This is a genomic window from Zhihengliuella sp., assembly GCF_031178195.1.
Lineage (GTDB): Bacteria > Actinomycetota > Actinomycetes > Actinomycetales > Micrococcaceae > Zhihengliuella.
Genome location: NZ_JAPSJL010000005.1, coordinates 94897 through 109696, shown reverse-complemented (window position 1 = coordinate 109696; position 14800 = coordinate 94897). Strand labels below are relative to the sequence as shown.

The window sequence follows — 14800 nt, the reverse complement described above, 5'->3', positions numbered from 1 at the left end:
CGGCGCCTAATACGCTAGAGGGCATGACCGAGCCGCGCCCCGTCCCCGCCCAACCCGCCGCCAGCGGCGCGGTCAGCAGCGCCGTCCCGCCGGCGGCCCGCCCCTGGGACACGCGGCTCGCCGCCTACTGCGTCGTCGTCCGCGAGGGCCGGATCCTCCTGGCCCTGTGGGACATGCGTGCGAGCCGGCCGGACTTCCGTCCGCGCTGGACCCTGCCCGGCGGGGGAGTGGACCTGGGCGAGCAGGCCGAGGCCGGCGCCGTCCGCGAGGTCGCGGAGGAGACCGGGTACGACGTCGCCGTCACCTCCCTGCTCGGCGTCGAGACCGGCGTCATCCCCTCCGGGCAGCGCCTGCACGGCGAGGGGCGCCCGCTGCAGACGGTCGCGGTGATGTACGCGGCGGAGATCGTCGGCGGCGACCTCGCCCACGAGGTCGGCGGCACCACGTCGCGGGCCGCCTGGTTCGACCTCGACGAGGTCGCGTCCCTGGACCGCGTCGCCCGCGTCGACGAGGCCCTGCGCCTGTACCGCGCGTCGAGCGGCTAGCCGCGCCCACGTCCCGAGCCCCCGAGCCCCGAGCTCCCGAGCTCCCGAGCACATCCCCCGAGCACCACCCGGAACAGGACCACATGACACCCCTGAACGCAGCCGCAGGCCGAGCCGGCCGACGTCGTCCCTCCGAGCTCCCTCCCACCCGGGCGCGGCGCCCGCGGGCGTCCCGGACCCGGGCTGGCGCGCTCTTGCTGGCCGGGAGCCTGGCCGGGGCGCTGGCACTCGCCGGCTGCGGCGTCGCCGGCGAGCCCGAGCCGGCCCCGAGCACCGTCGCCACGCCGTTGACCCTGGCCGCACCGGAGAGCACCGAGGCGCGGATCGCCGCCCACGTCTACGCCGGTGCCCTGCGCGACGCTGGCTTCAAGGCCGCCGTCGCCGTCGAGTCGGGCGAGCGGGACGCCTACCTGGCGGAGGTGGAGGGCGGCGACGTGGACGTCGTCGTCGACTACACGGGGTCCCTGCTGACCCGGTACGACGGCGCCGCCGAGGCGACGGACCCCGGCGATGTCGCCGCCGCCCTGCGCGAGGCGCTTCCGGAGTCGACGGAGCTGCTGGACCCTGCCGAGGCCGACCGCTCGCCCGTCCTGGTCACCACCCGCGCCCGGTCCGTGAGCGCCGAGCTCGGCGCCCTCTCCGACCTGGGCGAGGCCTGTTCCGAGTTGACCTTCGCCGGCCCGCCCGAGTTCGCCGCCGAGGACCAGGACCTGCCCCGCCTGGCCGAGGAGCTCGCGTGCACCCCGAAGACCTACGCGGCCAAGGGCGACCCGGCGGAGATCCTCTCCGCCCTGCTGACCGACGCGGCGCAGATCGCGGTCCTGCCGCGCACCGACCCGGAGATCGCCCGCAACGGCCTCGTGGTCCTGGACGACCCCCGCCACTTCTTCCGCGCCCAGCAGATCGCGCCCCTCGTCCACGCGGACACCGTGCCGGACGAGGCCCGCGAGGCGCTGGGCCGGGTCTCCGAGGAGCTGACCACCGAGGAGATGCTCCGGCTCAACGGGCAGACCCTCGGGGACGCACCCCTGACGCCCCGGCAGGCCGCTGAAATATGGTTGGCGGAACACGGGTTCGGTTCCTAGCTGTGACAAGCTAGTGGTCATGTCAGCCTCCGAACAGATCTCTCGGGAAGACCGGCGATTCAAGCAGTCATCGAAGCTGCGGGACGTCCTGTACGACATCCGCGGGCCGGTGCTCGAGCACGCCCAGCGCATGGAGTCCGAGGGCCACCGCATCCTCAAGCTGAACATCGGCAACCCCGCCCCGTTCGGGTTCGAGGCCCCCGACGAGATCCTCGTGGACATGATCCGCAACCTGCCGAACTCGCAGGGCTACTCGGACTCGCGCGGGATCCTGTCGGCCCGGACCGCGGTCTCGCAGTACTACCAGACCCGCGGCATCCGGACCATCGGCGTGGACGATGTCTACCTCGGCAACGGCGTCTCGGAGCTGATCACGCTCAGCCTCAACGCCCTCCTGAACGATGGCGACGAGGTCCTCATCCCGGCCCCGGACTACCCGCTGTGGACCGCCTCCGTCTCGCTGGCCGGCGGGACCCCGGTGCACTACCTGACGGTCGAGGAGGAGGGCTGGATGCCCGACCTCGAGGACATGGCCGCCAAGATCAGCCCCCGCACCAAGGGCATCGTGCTGATCAACCCGAACAACCCCACGGGCGCGGTCTACCCGAAGCACGTCATCGAGGACATCCTCGAACTGGCCCGCCGGCACAACCTCATCGTCTTCTCCGACGAGATCTACGAGAAGATCCTGTACGACGACGCGGTGCACTACAACACGGCGGCGCTGGCCGACGACGTGCTGACGCTGACGTTCTCCGGACTGTCCAAGGCCTACCGGGTGTGCGGCTTCCGTGCCGGCTGGATGGCCATCTCCGGCCCGCGCCAGCGCGCCAACGACTACATCGAGGGCATCAACATGCTCACGAACATGCGCCTGTGCGCGAACGTCCCGGGCCAGAACGCCATCCAGACCGCGCTCGGGGGATACCAGTCGATCAACGACCTGATCCTGCCCGGCGGGCGGCTGCTGGAGCAGCGGAACCTCGCCTACCAGCTCCTCAACGAGATCCCCGGCGTCTCCGTCCAGCAGGCCAAGGGGGCCATGTACCTGTTCCCCCGGCTGGACCCGGAGGTGTACCCGATCAAGAACGACGAGAAGTTCGCGCTCGACCTCTTGAAGCAGCAGAAGCTGCTGGTCACCCACGGCACGGGCTTCAACTGGGTCGCTCCGGACCATTTCCGGCTCGTCACGCTGCCCGCGAAGCAGGACCTGCGCGACGCGATCGGTCGGATCGCCGAGTTCCTGGAGGGCGTGCGGGCCTAGCCCGTATCCCGGGCCCGGACCGCGAGAGTAGGCTCGTCACCACATTCGTCCCCACCGACGGAAGGTGAAGCGATGACCGAGACCACGACGGACCAGGCGAGGGCCCGGACGGACCGTCGCGCGGAGCCCGGCACCGAGGAGGCGGCCCGGCCGCAGCCGCTGGACTTCGAGGAGAGCCCCACCACGCTGCTGCGGGCCGGGGCGGAGCTGGACCTGGGCACCGTGGATCCCGGGTCGAAGCCGGGGTACCCGGGCTCGAAGGCCGACGGCAAGGCGACGCTGAAGGCCATGGACCCGGTGCTCGACGACCTGCAGGAGCGGTTGTTCGCGGCCTCCCGCTTCGGTGCCGAGGACCGCCTCCTGCTGATCCTGCAGGGCATGGACACCGCAGGCAAGGGCGGGATCGTCCGCCACGTCATCGGCGCGGCCGACCCGCAGGGCGTCCATCACCACGCGTTCAAGGCTCCCACCCCCGAGGAGCTCGAGCACGACTTCCTCTGGCGCGTGGAGAAGCAGCTGCCCGGTCGCGGCATCATCGGCGTCTTCGACCGGTCCCACTACGAGGACGTGCTGGTGCACCGCGTGCGGGGACTGTCCCCGGAGGCGGAGATCGAGCGCCGCTACGGCGCGATCCGGGACTTCGAGGAGCAGCTGGTCCGCTCCGGCACCCACGTGCTCAAGGTGATGCTGCACATCTCCCCGCAGGAGCAGCGGGAACGACTGCTCGAACGGCTGGACCGGCCGGACAAGCACTGGAAGTTCAATCCCGGCGACATCGACGAGCGGGCCCTGTGGGGCGACTACCAGCGCGCGTACGAGACGGCGATCCGGAGGACGGACACCGACTCCGCACCGTGGTTCGTGGTGCCGGCGGACCGGAAGTGGTACGCGCGGGTCGCCGTCCAGCAGCTGCTGATCGACGTCCTGCGCCGGATCGACCCGCAGTGGCCCCCGGCGGCCTTCGACGTCGACGAGCAGCGCGCCCGGCTGCTGGCCTCGGACTAACCCAGACTCACCCACGGGGCGGCGGCCTCCTCCGGGGTACCGTCGCCGGGGTGCCTCGGCCGCGCGCGGCCGGGGCGTCAGCCCTCGTTGCCGTCCTGGGCCTGTCGGGCGGCCTCGAGCCGGCGCCGTGCGCCCTCCAGCCATGCCTCGCAGCGGGCCGCCAGGGCCTCGCCGCGCTCCCAGAGCGCCAGCGACTGCTCCAGCGTGGCGCCGCCGGCCTCCAGCTGGGAGACGACGGCGATGAGCTCCTCGCGGGCCTGCTCGTAGCTCAGGTGCTCGACGTCGGTGTTCGCGTCCTCGGTGCTGGGCGCCGCGGTGCGGGCGTTGTCCGGGGTCTCGGTCATGGTGGGCTCCTGTCGGTGCTGGACTGACTGCCGGTGCTGAGCTGATTGCCGGCGTAGGGGTGGCGGGGGAGGTGTCACGGACGCGGGTGCCGCGGCCGCGGCGGGGTCAGGTGTTGTTGGCGTGGGTGGCCGTCACGGTCGCGTCGAGGCTGCCGACGGCGACGCGGACCAGCAGCCCGGCACCGTGGGGGACCGCCGTCGCGTCCCGGACGATGTCCCCGGGCTCCAGGCCGCCGGCCGGTGCCGCCGCCTGCGGGTCGATCTGGACCACCGCGTAGCCGCGGTCCAGCGTGTGCTGGGGGGAGAGCTGGCGGATCTGCGCCCGCAGGTGCCGGAGATCGGTCCCGGCCCGGTCGACGGCCAGCCGGGCGGCCGTTCGATTGCGGTCGGCCGCTCGCGCGACGTCCTCGGCGCGGGAGTCGATCATCGCCTCCGGGGCCGCGAGGACGGGCCGCGTGCGCAGCGCCTCGAGCCGCTGGCCCTCGCGCTCCACCAGGTTGTAGACCGCCCGGTCCAGGCGCAGCCGCGCCTCGGCGATGCCCTGGCGCTCCTCGGCGACGTCCGGGACGATCCGCTTGGCGGCGTCCGTGGGCGTCGAGGCGCGCACGTCGGCGACGTCGTCGAGGATCGGCCGGTCCGCCTCGTGCCCGATGGCGCTGACGACCGGGGTGCCCGCCGCCGCGACGGCGCGGACCAGCTCCTCGGAGCTGAACGGCAGCAGATCCTCCAGGGCTCCGCCGCCGCGGGCGATGACGACCACGTCGACCTCCGGGAGCCGGTCCAGCTCGGCCAGGGCCGCCATGACCTCGCCGACCGCGTTGACCCCCTGGACGGCGGTGTTGCGGACCTCGAACTCGACGCCCGGCCAGCGCAGGGTGGCGTTGCGGATGACGTCCTTCTCCGCGTCGGAGTCGCGCCCGGTGATGAGGCCGATGCGCTGGGGGAGCAGGGGCAGGGGACGCTTCCGGTCGACGTCGAACAGCCCCTGCGCGCCGAGTGCCTGCCGGAGGCGCTCCAGGCGGGCCAGGAGGTCGCCGAGGCCCACCGGGCGCAGGTCCGACGCGTTCATCGAGAGCCGGCCCGTCTTGAGGTAGAGGTTCGGCTTGATCCGGGCGACGACGCGCGCCCCGACTTGCGGCTTGGTCTCCAGTCGGTCCATGGTCGACCGCCAGACGGTGACGGAGAGGGAGTTCTCCACGTCGACGTCCCGCATGGTCAGGTACGCGTGCCCGTTGCGGACGTTCGCCTCCAGCAGCTGCCCTTCGATCCATGTCTCCGGGGCGCGCTCGATGTGGTTCTTGAGGACGGACGCGAAGTGATGCAGCGGCCAGGGGTTGTCCGGCGAGGTCTGCCCGGCCGTGGTCGGGAGCGTCTTGCGCTCCTCGGCCCCGGCCGGGGCGTCCGCCCCGTCGCCGGGGTCCGTGCTGTAGCCGTTGTCCACGTGCTGCCCTTTCCGCCGGTGTACTGCTAGACATTCCTATCAGCATCGGCCCCCTTTTAGTGATCCGGCCCGCAGACCTGTGGAGCGCCGAACGCGTAGCATGGAGGCATGCCTACCCGCTCCGCCGCTCCCGTTTCCGTGCCCATGCCGCGCATCCCGCGGCAGCGGCGCAGCCCGGAGGACGTCGCCGCGGCCGCACCGGTCGAGGGGCCCAAGCGCGTCCTGCTCGCCGCGCCGCGCGGCTACTGCGCCGGCGTCGACCGCGCCGTCATCGCCGTGGAGAAGGCCCTCGAGCACTACGGCGCCCCGGTGTACGTGCGCAAGCAGATCGTCCATAACGTCCACGTCGTCTCCGAGCTGGAGGCCCGCGGCGCCGTGTTCGTCGAGGAGACCGACGAGGTGCCCGAGGGCGCGCTCGTCGTCTTCTCCGCGCACGGGGTGAGCCCCGCCGTCGTGCAGTCCGCCGAGGACCGCAACCTGCGCACCATCGACGCGACGTGCCCGCTCGTGACCAAGGTCCACCGCGAGGCCGTGCGGTTCGCCCGGGCGGGAAGCCAGATCCTGCTCATCGGGCACGAGGGCCACGAGGAGGTCGAGGGCACCTACGGCGAGGCGCCGGAGCACACGACGATCGTCAACAATCCGGCCGAGGCGCGCACCGTGCAGGTCGAGGACCCGGACAAACTGATCTGGCTCTCCCAGACCACGCTCTCCGTGGACGAGACGATGGAGATCGTCACCATCCTGCGCGAGCGCTTCCCGAACCTGCAGGACCCGCCCAGCGACGACATCTGCTACGCCACCAGCAACCGGCAGGCCGCGATCAAGAAGATCGCCCCCGAGGCCGATCTCGTCCTCGTCGTCGGCTCGGCGAACTCGTCCAACTCCGTGCGCCTCGTGGAGGTCGCGCTCGAGTACGGGGCGCGCGCCGCCTACCGCGTGGACTTCGCCGACGAGATCGACGAGGCCTGGTTCGAGGGCGTCGCCACCGTCGGCCTGACCTCCGGCGCGTCCGTCCCGGAGGTCCTCATCGGCGACGTGCTGCGCCTGCTCTCCGAGTACGGGTTCGGGGAGGCCGAGGAGGTCGTCACGGCCGAGGAGGACATCCTGTTCTCCCTGCCGAAGGAGCTCCGCGCCAAGCTCAAGGAGGCCGGCGACGACTCGCGCGGGCTCGGCGGACGCGTCAAGCAGGGCTGAGCGCAGAGCGGCACTCCGCCCCCACCAGTGACGTTCGGCGATCCCGCGAGTAGCGTGGTGCAGGTCACACTGACCGACCCGACGTCGTGGAGGTTGCCGTGTCCAGTTCATACAGCCCCGGAGAGCGCGCCCGGAGCGTCCGGGACCGCGCCCGGAGCAGCGAGCACACCTCGCCCGGACTCCTCGCGGAGCCGGTGGAGCCCAGGACCAACAGGCGCCGATGGATTGGCCTCGCCGCGGGCCTGCTGGCCGCCCTCCTCGTCTACTTCTCGATGCCACAGGACCTCGACCCGGCGGCCCGGCTCACGGCCGCGACGGCGGTCCTCATGGGCATCTGGTGGATGACCGAGGCCCTGCCGATCCCGGCCACCGCCCTGGTGCCGCTCGTCGTCTTCCCCGTCTTCGGCGGCGTCGACATCGAGGAGGTCGGCTCCAGCTACGGCAACGACATCATCTTCCTCTTCATGGGCGGGTTCATCCTGGCCCTCGCGATGCAGCGCTGGAATCTGCACCGGCGCATCGCCCTCATGACGGTCTCCGCGATGGGGACCCGGTCCACCATGGTGATCGCGGGGTTCATGCTGGCGACCGGCTTCCTGAGCATGTGGGTCTCCAACACCGCCACCACCGTGATGATGCTGCCCATCGGCGTCTCCGTCCTGCTGCTGGTCACGAACCTCGGGGTCACGGGCGGACGCGGCGAGGAGGCCCCGGCCGCCGGGGCGGGGGAGGCGAACGACGACGTCGCCCTGGCGCGCGGCCGGGAGGACCCCGCCGGCGCAGACCCCACCGGCGCGGAGGCCGGCGGCAGCGCGGACGACGGCGAGAGCGCCCGCGCGGTCGACGCGGAGGTCAAGGAGGCGGTGATCGCCTCCAACTTCGGCACCGCCCTGATGCTCGGGATCGCCTATGCCGCATCGGTGGGCTCCCTGTCCACGATCATCGGCACGCCGCCGAACACTCTGCTGGTCGGCTACATGAACGATGCCCACGGGGTGGACATCGGCTTCGGCCAGTGGATGCTCGTGGGCCTGCCGCTGGCCGCGGTCATGCTCTTTCTGGTCTGGTTCCTGCTGACCAAGGTGCTCTTCAAGCCGGAGATCGACGAGATCCCCGGCGGCCGGGAGCCCATCCGGCGCCAGCTCCGCGAGCTCGGGCCCATGAGCACCGGCGAGAAGCTGGTCCTGGCGATGTTCGCGCTCGCGGCGCTCTCCTGGGTCTTCATGCCGATGATCGCCAAGGGCCTGATCTCGGATGCGGGGATCGCCATGACCGTCTCCATCCTGCTGTTCCTCCTGCCCGCCGGGGCCGGGCGCGGCGTCCGCCTGCTGGACTGGGAGTCCGCCGTGAAGCTGCCGTGGGGCGTCCTGCTCCTCTTCGGCGGCGGGCTGGCGCTCTCGGCCCAGTTCAGCGCCTCCGGGCTCACGGAGTGGATCGGCCAGCAGGCGCAGGCGCTGGGCACCGTCCCGCTGGTCCTGCTGGTGGTCATCATGGCCACGGGCGTCATCTTCCTGACGGAGCTCACCAGCAACACCGCGACGGCAGCCACGTTCCTGCCCGTCGCGGGCGGCGTGGCGCTCGGGCTCGGCGTGGACCCGCTGATGCTCGCCGTGCCGGTCGCGCTGGCGGCGACCTGCGCGTTCATGCTGCCGGTGGCGACACCGCCGAACGCGATCGCCTACGGCTCCGGCTACGTGACGATCGGCCAGATGATGCGCGGCGGCATCTGGCTCAACGTCGCGGGGATCGTGCTCATCACCGTGGTGACCATGAGCCTGCTCGTGTGGGTGTTCCAGCCCGGCGGCTAGGGCGTCCACCGGTTCAGATCCAGCCGCGGTGCTGGGCCTCGCGGGCCGCCTCGTAGCGGTTCTGCGTGTTCGTCTTGCCGATGGCGCTGGAGAGATGGTTCCGCACGGTCCCCGGGCTGAGGCGCACGGACTCGGCGATGGCGCGGATGGAGCCGCCCGCGGCCGCGGCCCGGAGCACGTCCCGCTCCCGGTCGGTGAGCGGATCGATCCCGCCCGCGAGCGAGTCGGCGGCGAGCTGCGGGTCCACCACGTGTTGGCCGGACGCGACCTGCCGCACCATCTGGGCCAGGCGCTCGGCCGGCGTGTCCTTGACGACGAATCCGGAGGCACCGGCCTCCATCGCCCGGCGCAGGTAGCCGGGCCGGCCGAAGGTCGTGACGATCAGGCAGCGGCAGCCCAGCAGGGCGGACGTGATCTGCCGGGTGACCTCGATGCCGTCGGCGCCGGGCATCTCGATGTCGATCAGCGCGATATCCGGGCGGTGGAGGCGCACCGCGTCGAGGACCTCGTCCCCGCGGCCGACCTGGGCGACGACCTCGAGGTCCGGCTCCAGCGAGAGCAGGGCCGCGAGACCGCCGCGCACCAGGTCCTGGTCGTCCGCCAGCAGCAGCCTGATCGGCGTCACCGCCTCACCTCCAGGGTCGTTCCGGGACGCTCGTCCTCGGGGTGGGTGGGCCGGACCTCGACGCGGGCACCGACGCCGCGGGCGCGCTCCCGGAGCCCCAGCAGCCCGTTCCCGTGCTCGGCCCCGCCGCAGCCGGCGCCGTCGTCGGCGATCGTGAGGGTGGCGGGCCGGACGTCGATCCGGCAGTGGGTGGCCCCGGAGTGCCGGACGGTGTTGGTGACGCCCTCGCGCACGGCCCAGGCGAAGAGGTCGCCGCCGTCGTCCCGCACCTCGGGATCGACGACGACGTCGGCCCGGATGCCGGCGGCCTCGAGCGCCGTCCGCGCCGCCTCCAGCTCGGAGGCCAGGCTCGGCGTGCGCAGCCGGGTGACCGTGGAGCGGATCTGTCCCAGCGACTCGCGGGCGAGAGCGTCGATCTGGTCCAGCTCCTCGCGGGCGCGGTCGACGTCGAGGTCGAGCAGCCTCCGGGCCAGCTGCGCCTTGATGGACAGGACGGTCAGCGAGTGGCCGAGGACATCGTGCACGTCGCGGGCGATCGCGTTGCGCTCGGCGGCGACCTGCAGGTGGTTCTGCGCGTCCCGGGCCCGCCGCTCGTTGTGCTCCATGAGGCGGGCGAAGACGATGACGGCGACGCCGAAGCCGGGGCCGAGCAGCGTCCAGAGCGTCCCGGAGAACTGCGCGGCGACAGAGCTGGGGACCAGCCAGACGAGGATTCCCGCGGCCAGGCCGGGCACCAGCGGCAGGCTGAACACCAGGACCGCGGCGATGAACGGGGTGAAGGCCGCGACCCATGGGCCGGCCGCCGGCGTGGCGAGTGCCGCGAGCGCAGCGAGCGCCAGGACGCCGACCATCAGGCGCCGACGGTTGGCGGCGACACCGACGTCCTCGCCGGAGAGCACCCAGAACAGCCAGATGTAGACGGCCGCGAACGCGATCGCCGCGACGAGCGCGACCGTGGTCCACGCGGGACCGGCCGGACCGCCGAGCGCCGACGCGACCGGGAACCCGAGGAACAGCAGCCAGATCGCGGCGTAGAAGATGCCCGCGACGGGGCGCTTCGGCTGCTCGGCGCTGTCCATGTCGGTCATTCTGCCAGCCACGGAGGGCCCGGTCGGGTGGAGGGCCATGGCTACTGCCTCCTGGTCCGTCGACGCTGCAGCATCAGGCACGCCGCCGCGAAGACGAGCGTCCACGCGACGACGTTGGCCAGCACCATCCAGAGCGGATCGTTGCCGGCGATGCCGTTCATGGAGATCTGGTCGCCGCCGGTGAGCGGGTAGCGGGCCAGGGCGACGACGCCGTAGAGCGGGGTGAAGCGGCCGATGTCCAGCAGGACGCCGTCCAGCGGGGTGAACGCGTTGCCGAGGAAGCTGAAGATCACCAGCAGGCCGGTCGCGGTCCCCACGGCGGCATCGGAGCGGAAGGCCATGCCGATCGCGAGTCCGTAGAGCGCGAACGGGACGACGCCGACGACGGTCAGCAGCGCCGTGGCGATCCAGGTGCCGACGGGCATGTCGGTCACCGTGAAGACGCCCGTGATGTTCAGGACGAGCACGGGCAGCACGGCGATGCCGAGGGCTACCGCGGTCTTCGCCATCACGAACCCGCCGTGCGGCAGCGCGGTGAGCGCGAGCTGGCGGCCCCAGCCCTGCTGCAGCTCGACGGCGGCAGAGCCGGCGAGCGACGTGGCGGCCATGGCGGCGCCGTAGCAGGCGATCGAGATCATGGTCCACGCGCTGACGTTGCCCTCGCCGACGGGGACGTTCGACCACTCCATCGAGGCGCCGAAGAAGAGGAACAGGACCGTCGGCAGGACGATGACGAAGAAGCTGTTGCCGATATTGCGGAGGTTCCTCCAAAAGTCCATGGCGATGTAGGTCCCGATGCTCATGCTGCAACCGTCCTCTCGGTCTCTCCTGCGGTCAGGTAGCGGAAGGCCTCGTCGAGGCTCGCGGGCGCGACCTCGAGACCGTGGGCGTCGGTGTGCGTCAGGAGGTGCCGTGCGAGCCCGTCGGCGTCGTCGGTGCGGAACTCGAGGCGCGGTCCGTGCCGCTGGACGTCCACGACATGCTCGAGCGCCTGAAGCTCGGTGTCGGTGGGCGACCAGGTGACGGTGACGCGGGCCACGCCGGCGCGCTGACGGACCTCGTCCGTGGGTCCATCGGCTAGGATGGTCCCTGCGTTCATGAGGACGGCCCGGCGGGCGAACTGCTCGGCCTCCACGAGGTAGTGGGTGGCGAAGACGACGGTGGACCCGCCGTCCGCCAGGGAGCGCATGCTGTCCCAGAAGGCGCGCCGGGCGTTGACGTCCATGCCGGCGGTGGGCTCGTCGAGGATGAGGATCTCCGGCCGGGTGAGCAGTGCGAGGGCGAAGCGGAGGCGCTGCTGCTGGCCGCCGGAGCAGGTCGAGACGCGCCGGGACGCGAAGTCCGTGGCGCCGGCCGCTTCGAGGACCTCGTCGACACCGAGCGGGGCGCGGTGGAGCGAGGCGATCATGCGCACGGTCTCGCGGACGGTGAGGTCGGGCAGGAGGCCACCGGTCTGGAGGAGTGCCGAGATACGGCCGGCGGTGACGGCCTTCCGCGGCGTGGTTCCGAGGACCTCGACGGTTCCGTGCTCTGGCACGGTGAGGCCGAGGATCATGTCGATGAGCGTGGTCTTGCCCGCGCCGTTGGGCCCGAGCAGGGCGACGACCTCGCCGGTGCAGACGGTCAGGTCGACGCCGTCGACGGCGCGGACCCGGCCGCCGCCGGAGGGGAAGGAGCGGCGGACGCCGCGGAGACTGATGACGGGTGCTGTGTCCATGCCCTCACGCTAGGTCGGCTCGTTGCTCCGCACCCGGGCCCGCGATCATGAATCGTCCATGACAGTTGTCATGCAGCCACGCTCATGCGGTCCGGCTCACGCCGATTCCTGGGTCAGTTCTTGGGGCAAGAGCTCGGGTGCGCTCAGTACCCGCGGCGTGGACTCGACCGGCGTCACGTCGAGGGCCTCCGACTGCGTGGACTCCTTCAGGCCGGGATCCAGGTCCTGGAGCCGTCGCGTGGACGGCAGGACCCTCGACTCGAGTGTCCCGACGAACGAGTTGTAGCGTTCGACGGAGGTCTTCAGCGACTTCCCCAGCCCGTTGATGTGCCCGCCGAGGGTCCCGAGCCGCTTGTAGAGCTCCCGGGACTCCTCGAACAGAGTGCGCGCATTGTCGGTGAGCAACTCCTGGCGCCAGGCGAAGGCGAGGCCCTTCAGGATGGAGAAGAGCGTGGCGGGAGACGCCAGCGCCACGCTCTTCGAGTAGGCGTGGTCCAGTAGCCCCGGGTCCGCCTGGAGCGCGGAGGCCAGGAACGACTCGGCCGGCAGGAAGCAGACGACGAGCTCGGGGGAGCCGGGGAGGGAATCCCAGTACTCCTTGGAGCCCAGCTGGTCCACATGGGAGCGCAGCGCCTTGGCGTGCGCCGCCATCAGGCGCGACCACTCCTGCTCCTGCTCCGCCGTGAGCGTGCCCGACGCGCCGATCTCCTGCGCGGCGAGGTAGGAGCTCAGCGGCACCTTGGAATCGACGGCGACGGCCTTGCCGCCGGGGAGATTCACGACCATGTCCGGGCGCAGGCCGGCACCCGCCCCATTCCTCACGGCCCGGAGTGTGGCCTGCTCGGTGAAGTCCACCTGGGCGAGCATGCCCGCCGCCTCGACGACGCGGCGCAGCTGCGCCTCGCCCCAAGTGCCGCGCGTCGTATTGTTCTTCAGCGCGCCCGCCAGGGAGGCCGTGGTGCGCAGTAGTGCGGCGTCCTGCTCGGCCGCGGCGGCGAGCTGCTGGCTGAGCTGCCCGAACTGCTCCACCCGGTCCCGTTCCAGCAGGGCGACGTGCTCCTGGACGGTCCGCAATCGGTCCGCCAGGGGCGCGAGCATCTGGGCGACGGACCGGTCCTGGCCGGAGCGCTCGCGTTCCGCCATCACCTGGCTCTGCAGCGCCGACCGCTCCGCCGCGAGACGCTCCTGCCACGACTGCTGCTCGGCCGCCAGTCGCTCCTGGAGGGCGGTGCGTTCCGCCTCGGCCGCGGCGAGCGAGACCTGGACCGCGTTGAGGCGCTGCACCACGGCGTCGTACTCCTGCTGGGACGGGCCGTCGCTGGTGCGGCCGGCAACCCACCAGGCGCCGGCCGCGCCGAGCGCCGCACCGACAAGCAACGTCAGAACCGGGAGAATCGCGCTGAGAGTATCCATGGCACCAGCATCGCCGGACCCGCCCACGGGATAGAGCACGGGCCGCGTCCGCCGGGAAGCGCGGCCGGAGCGTGGCGGGTAGACTCGTCTGCCGTGGCTCTAACTATCGGAATCGTCGGACTGCCCAACGTCGGCAAGTCCACCATGTTCAACGCACTTACGCGCGCGCAGGTTCTCGCGGCAAACTACCCGTTTGCGACGATCGAGCCGAACATCGGCGTGGTGCCGTTGCCGGACTCCCGGCTGAAGGTGCTCGCGGACATCTTCAAGTCCGAGAAGATCCTGCCGGCGACCGTGTCCTTCGTGGACATCGCGGGCATCGTCAAGGGTGCCTCCGAGGGCGAGGGGCTGGGCAACAAGTTCCTCGCGAACATCCGCGAGGCCGACGCGATCTGCCAGGTCACCCGCGCGTTCGAGGATTCCGACGTCGTGCACGTGGACGGCAAGGTGGACCCCGCCTCCGATATCGAGACGATCGCCACCGAGCTGATCCTCGCTGACCTGCAGACCATCGAGAACCAGATGCCGCGGCTCGAGAAGGAGCTGCGCGCCAAGAAGATCGACGCGTCCTTCGTGGAGACGGTCAAGGAGGCGCAGAAGGTCCTCGAGGAGGGCAAGACGCTCTTCGCCGGCGCCGCGGCAGCCAAGCTGGACCTGGTCGAGCTCAAGCCGATGCAGCTGATGACCACCAAACCGTTCATCTACGTCTTCAACATGGACGAGGCCGGGCTCGCGAACGCCGAGCTCAAGGCCGAGCTGACCGAGCTCGTGGCGCCGGCCGAGGCGATCTTCCTCGACGCCCAGTTCGAGGCCGACCTGGTGGAGCTGGACGAGGACGAGGCCGAGGAGATGCTGCACGAGGCCGGCTACGACGAGTCCGGCCTGGAGAAGCTGGCGCGCGTGGGCTACTCGACGCTCGGCCTGCAGTCCTACCTGACGGCTGGCCCCAAGGAGACCCGCGCCTGGACGATCCCGCAGGGCGCGACGGCGCCCGAGGCCGCCGGCGTGATCCACACCGATTTCCAGCGCGGCTTCATCAAGGCCGAGGTCATCAAGTTCGACGACCTCGTGGAAGCCGGCTCGGTTGCCAACGCGCGCTCGGCCGGCAAGGCCCGCATGGAGGGCAAGGACTACGTCATGCAGGATGGCGACGTGGTGGAGTTCCGTAGTGGATTAACCTCTGGCGGGAAGAAGTAGGACTCGTTTCCCACTCGGACTCAACAGAGATCACGAAGGCAGGAGTTCGCCAGCCCCTCCGTGATGCGCAG

Annotated in this window: 14 protein-coding genes; 7 read left to right on the top strand and 7 right to left on the bottom strand. The window is 71.5% G+C overall.

The features are described from left to right. The first annotated feature begins 23 nt into the window (after positions 1–23). The 4 genes from RIN46_RS09085 (at position 24) to RIN46_RS09070 (ending at position 3899) form a co-directional block, all read left to right on the top strand. Entirely contained in the window at positions 24–545 is a 522-nt protein-coding gene (locus RIN46_RS09085; protein WP_309082180.1) for an NUDIX domain-containing protein, read from the top strand. A gap of 194 nt (positions 546–739) precedes the next feature. Next, positions 740–1630: a glycine betaine ABC transporter substrate-binding protein gene (locus tag RIN46_RS09080; RefSeq protein ID WP_309082181.1), complete on the top strand. Its 891-nt coding sequence runs from the start codon at positions 740–742 to the stop codon at positions 1628–1630. A 19-nt stretch (positions 1631–1649) separates the two neighbouring features. Next, positions 1650–2894 carry a pyridoxal phosphate-dependent aminotransferase gene (locus RIN46_RS09075; RefSeq protein ID WP_309082182.1) on the top strand — a complete coding sequence of 415 codons (1245 nt, stop codon included), beginning with the start codon at positions 1650–1652 and terminating at the stop codon, positions 2892–2894. Positions 2895–2966: 72 nt separating this feature from the next. Continuing rightward, the gene (locus RIN46_RS09070; RefSeq protein ID WP_309082183.1) at positions 2967–3899 is read left to right on the top strand and encodes a polyphosphate kinase 2 family protein; all 933 of its coding nucleotides are present in this window, start codon (positions 2967–2969) and stop codon (positions 3897–3899) included. Between the two features lie 77 nt (positions 3900–3976). On the opposite strand, the gene RIN46_RS09065 is transcribed toward RIN46_RS09070, so the two are convergent. Both RIN46_RS09065 and xseA read right to left on the bottom strand, forming a co-directional pair. After that, positions 3977–4243 (bottom strand): exodeoxyribonuclease VII small subunit, encoded by a 267-nt coding sequence (locus RIN46_RS09065; protein WP_309082184.1) that lies wholly within the window; start codon positions 4241–4243, stop codon positions 3977–3979. Positions 4244–4349: 106 nt separating this feature from the next. Next, complete coding sequence (gene xseA / locus RIN46_RS09060) at positions 4350–5684, bottom strand: exodeoxyribonuclease VII large subunit (RefSeq protein WP_309082185.1); 1335 nt, start codon at positions 5682–5684, stop codon at positions 4350–4352. 108 nt (positions 5685–5792) lie between these two features. On the opposite strand from xseA, the gene RIN46_RS09055 reads away from it, so the two are divergent. Both RIN46_RS09055 and RIN46_RS09050 read left to right on the top strand, forming a co-directional pair. After that, a complete protein-coding gene (locus tag RIN46_RS09055) occupies positions 5793–6881 on the top strand; it encodes a 4-hydroxy-3-methylbut-2-enyl diphosphate reductase (protein WP_309082186.1) in 1089 nt (362 codons plus the stop codon). A gap of 98 nt (positions 6882–6979) precedes the next feature. Further along, positions 6980–8689 (top strand): SLC13 family permease, encoded by a 1710-nt coding sequence (locus RIN46_RS09050; protein ID WP_375141895.1) that lies wholly within the window; start codon positions 6980–6982, stop codon positions 8687–8689. Between the two features lie 13 nt (positions 8690–8702). Here the strand turns inward: RIN46_RS09050 and RIN46_RS09045 are convergent, their stop codons facing one another. The 5 genes from RIN46_RS09045 to rmuC all read right to left on the bottom strand — a co-directional run bounded on the left by RIN46_RS09045 (position 8703) and on the right by rmuC (position 13532). Beyond that, a complete protein-coding gene (locus RIN46_RS09045; protein WP_309082187.1) occupies positions 8703–9314 on the bottom strand; it encodes a response regulator transcription factor in 612 nt (203 codons plus the stop codon). Then, positions 9311–10393 carry a sensor histidine kinase gene (locus RIN46_RS09040; protein WP_309082188.1) on the bottom strand — a complete coding sequence of 361 codons (1083 nt, stop codon included), beginning with the start codon at positions 10391–10393 and terminating at the stop codon, positions 9311–9313. The genes RIN46_RS09045 and RIN46_RS09040 overlap by 4 nt, the downstream gene beginning before the upstream one ends. A 50-nt stretch (positions 10394–10443) precedes the next feature. Beyond that, entirely contained in the window at positions 10444–11205 is a 762-nt protein-coding gene (locus RIN46_RS09035) for an ABC transporter permease (RefSeq protein ID WP_309082189.1), read from the bottom strand. Next, on the bottom strand, positions 11202–12119 hold the full coding sequence (locus tag RIN46_RS09030; RefSeq protein WP_309082190.1) for an ABC transporter ATP-binding protein: 918 nt from the start codon (positions 12117–12119) through the stop codon (positions 11202–11204). Before RIN46_RS09030 ends, RIN46_RS09035 begins: the two co-directional genes overlap by 4 nt. Before the next feature lie 96 nt (positions 12120–12215). Beyond that, the gene (gene rmuC / locus RIN46_RS09025; RefSeq protein WP_309082191.1) at positions 12216–13532 is read right to left on the bottom strand and encodes a DNA recombination protein RmuC; all 1317 of its coding nucleotides are present in this window, start codon (positions 13530–13532) and stop codon (positions 12216–12218) included. A 93-nt stretch (positions 13533–13625) separates the two neighbouring features. On the opposite strand from rmuC, the gene ychF reads away from it, so the two are divergent. Beyond that, positions 13626–14729 carry a redox-regulated ATPase YchF gene (gene ychF / locus RIN46_RS09020; RefSeq protein WP_309082192.1) on the top strand — a complete coding sequence of 368 codons (1104 nt, stop codon included), beginning with the start codon at positions 13626–13628 and terminating at the stop codon, positions 14727–14729. Positions 14730–14800: the final 71 nt, after the last annotated feature.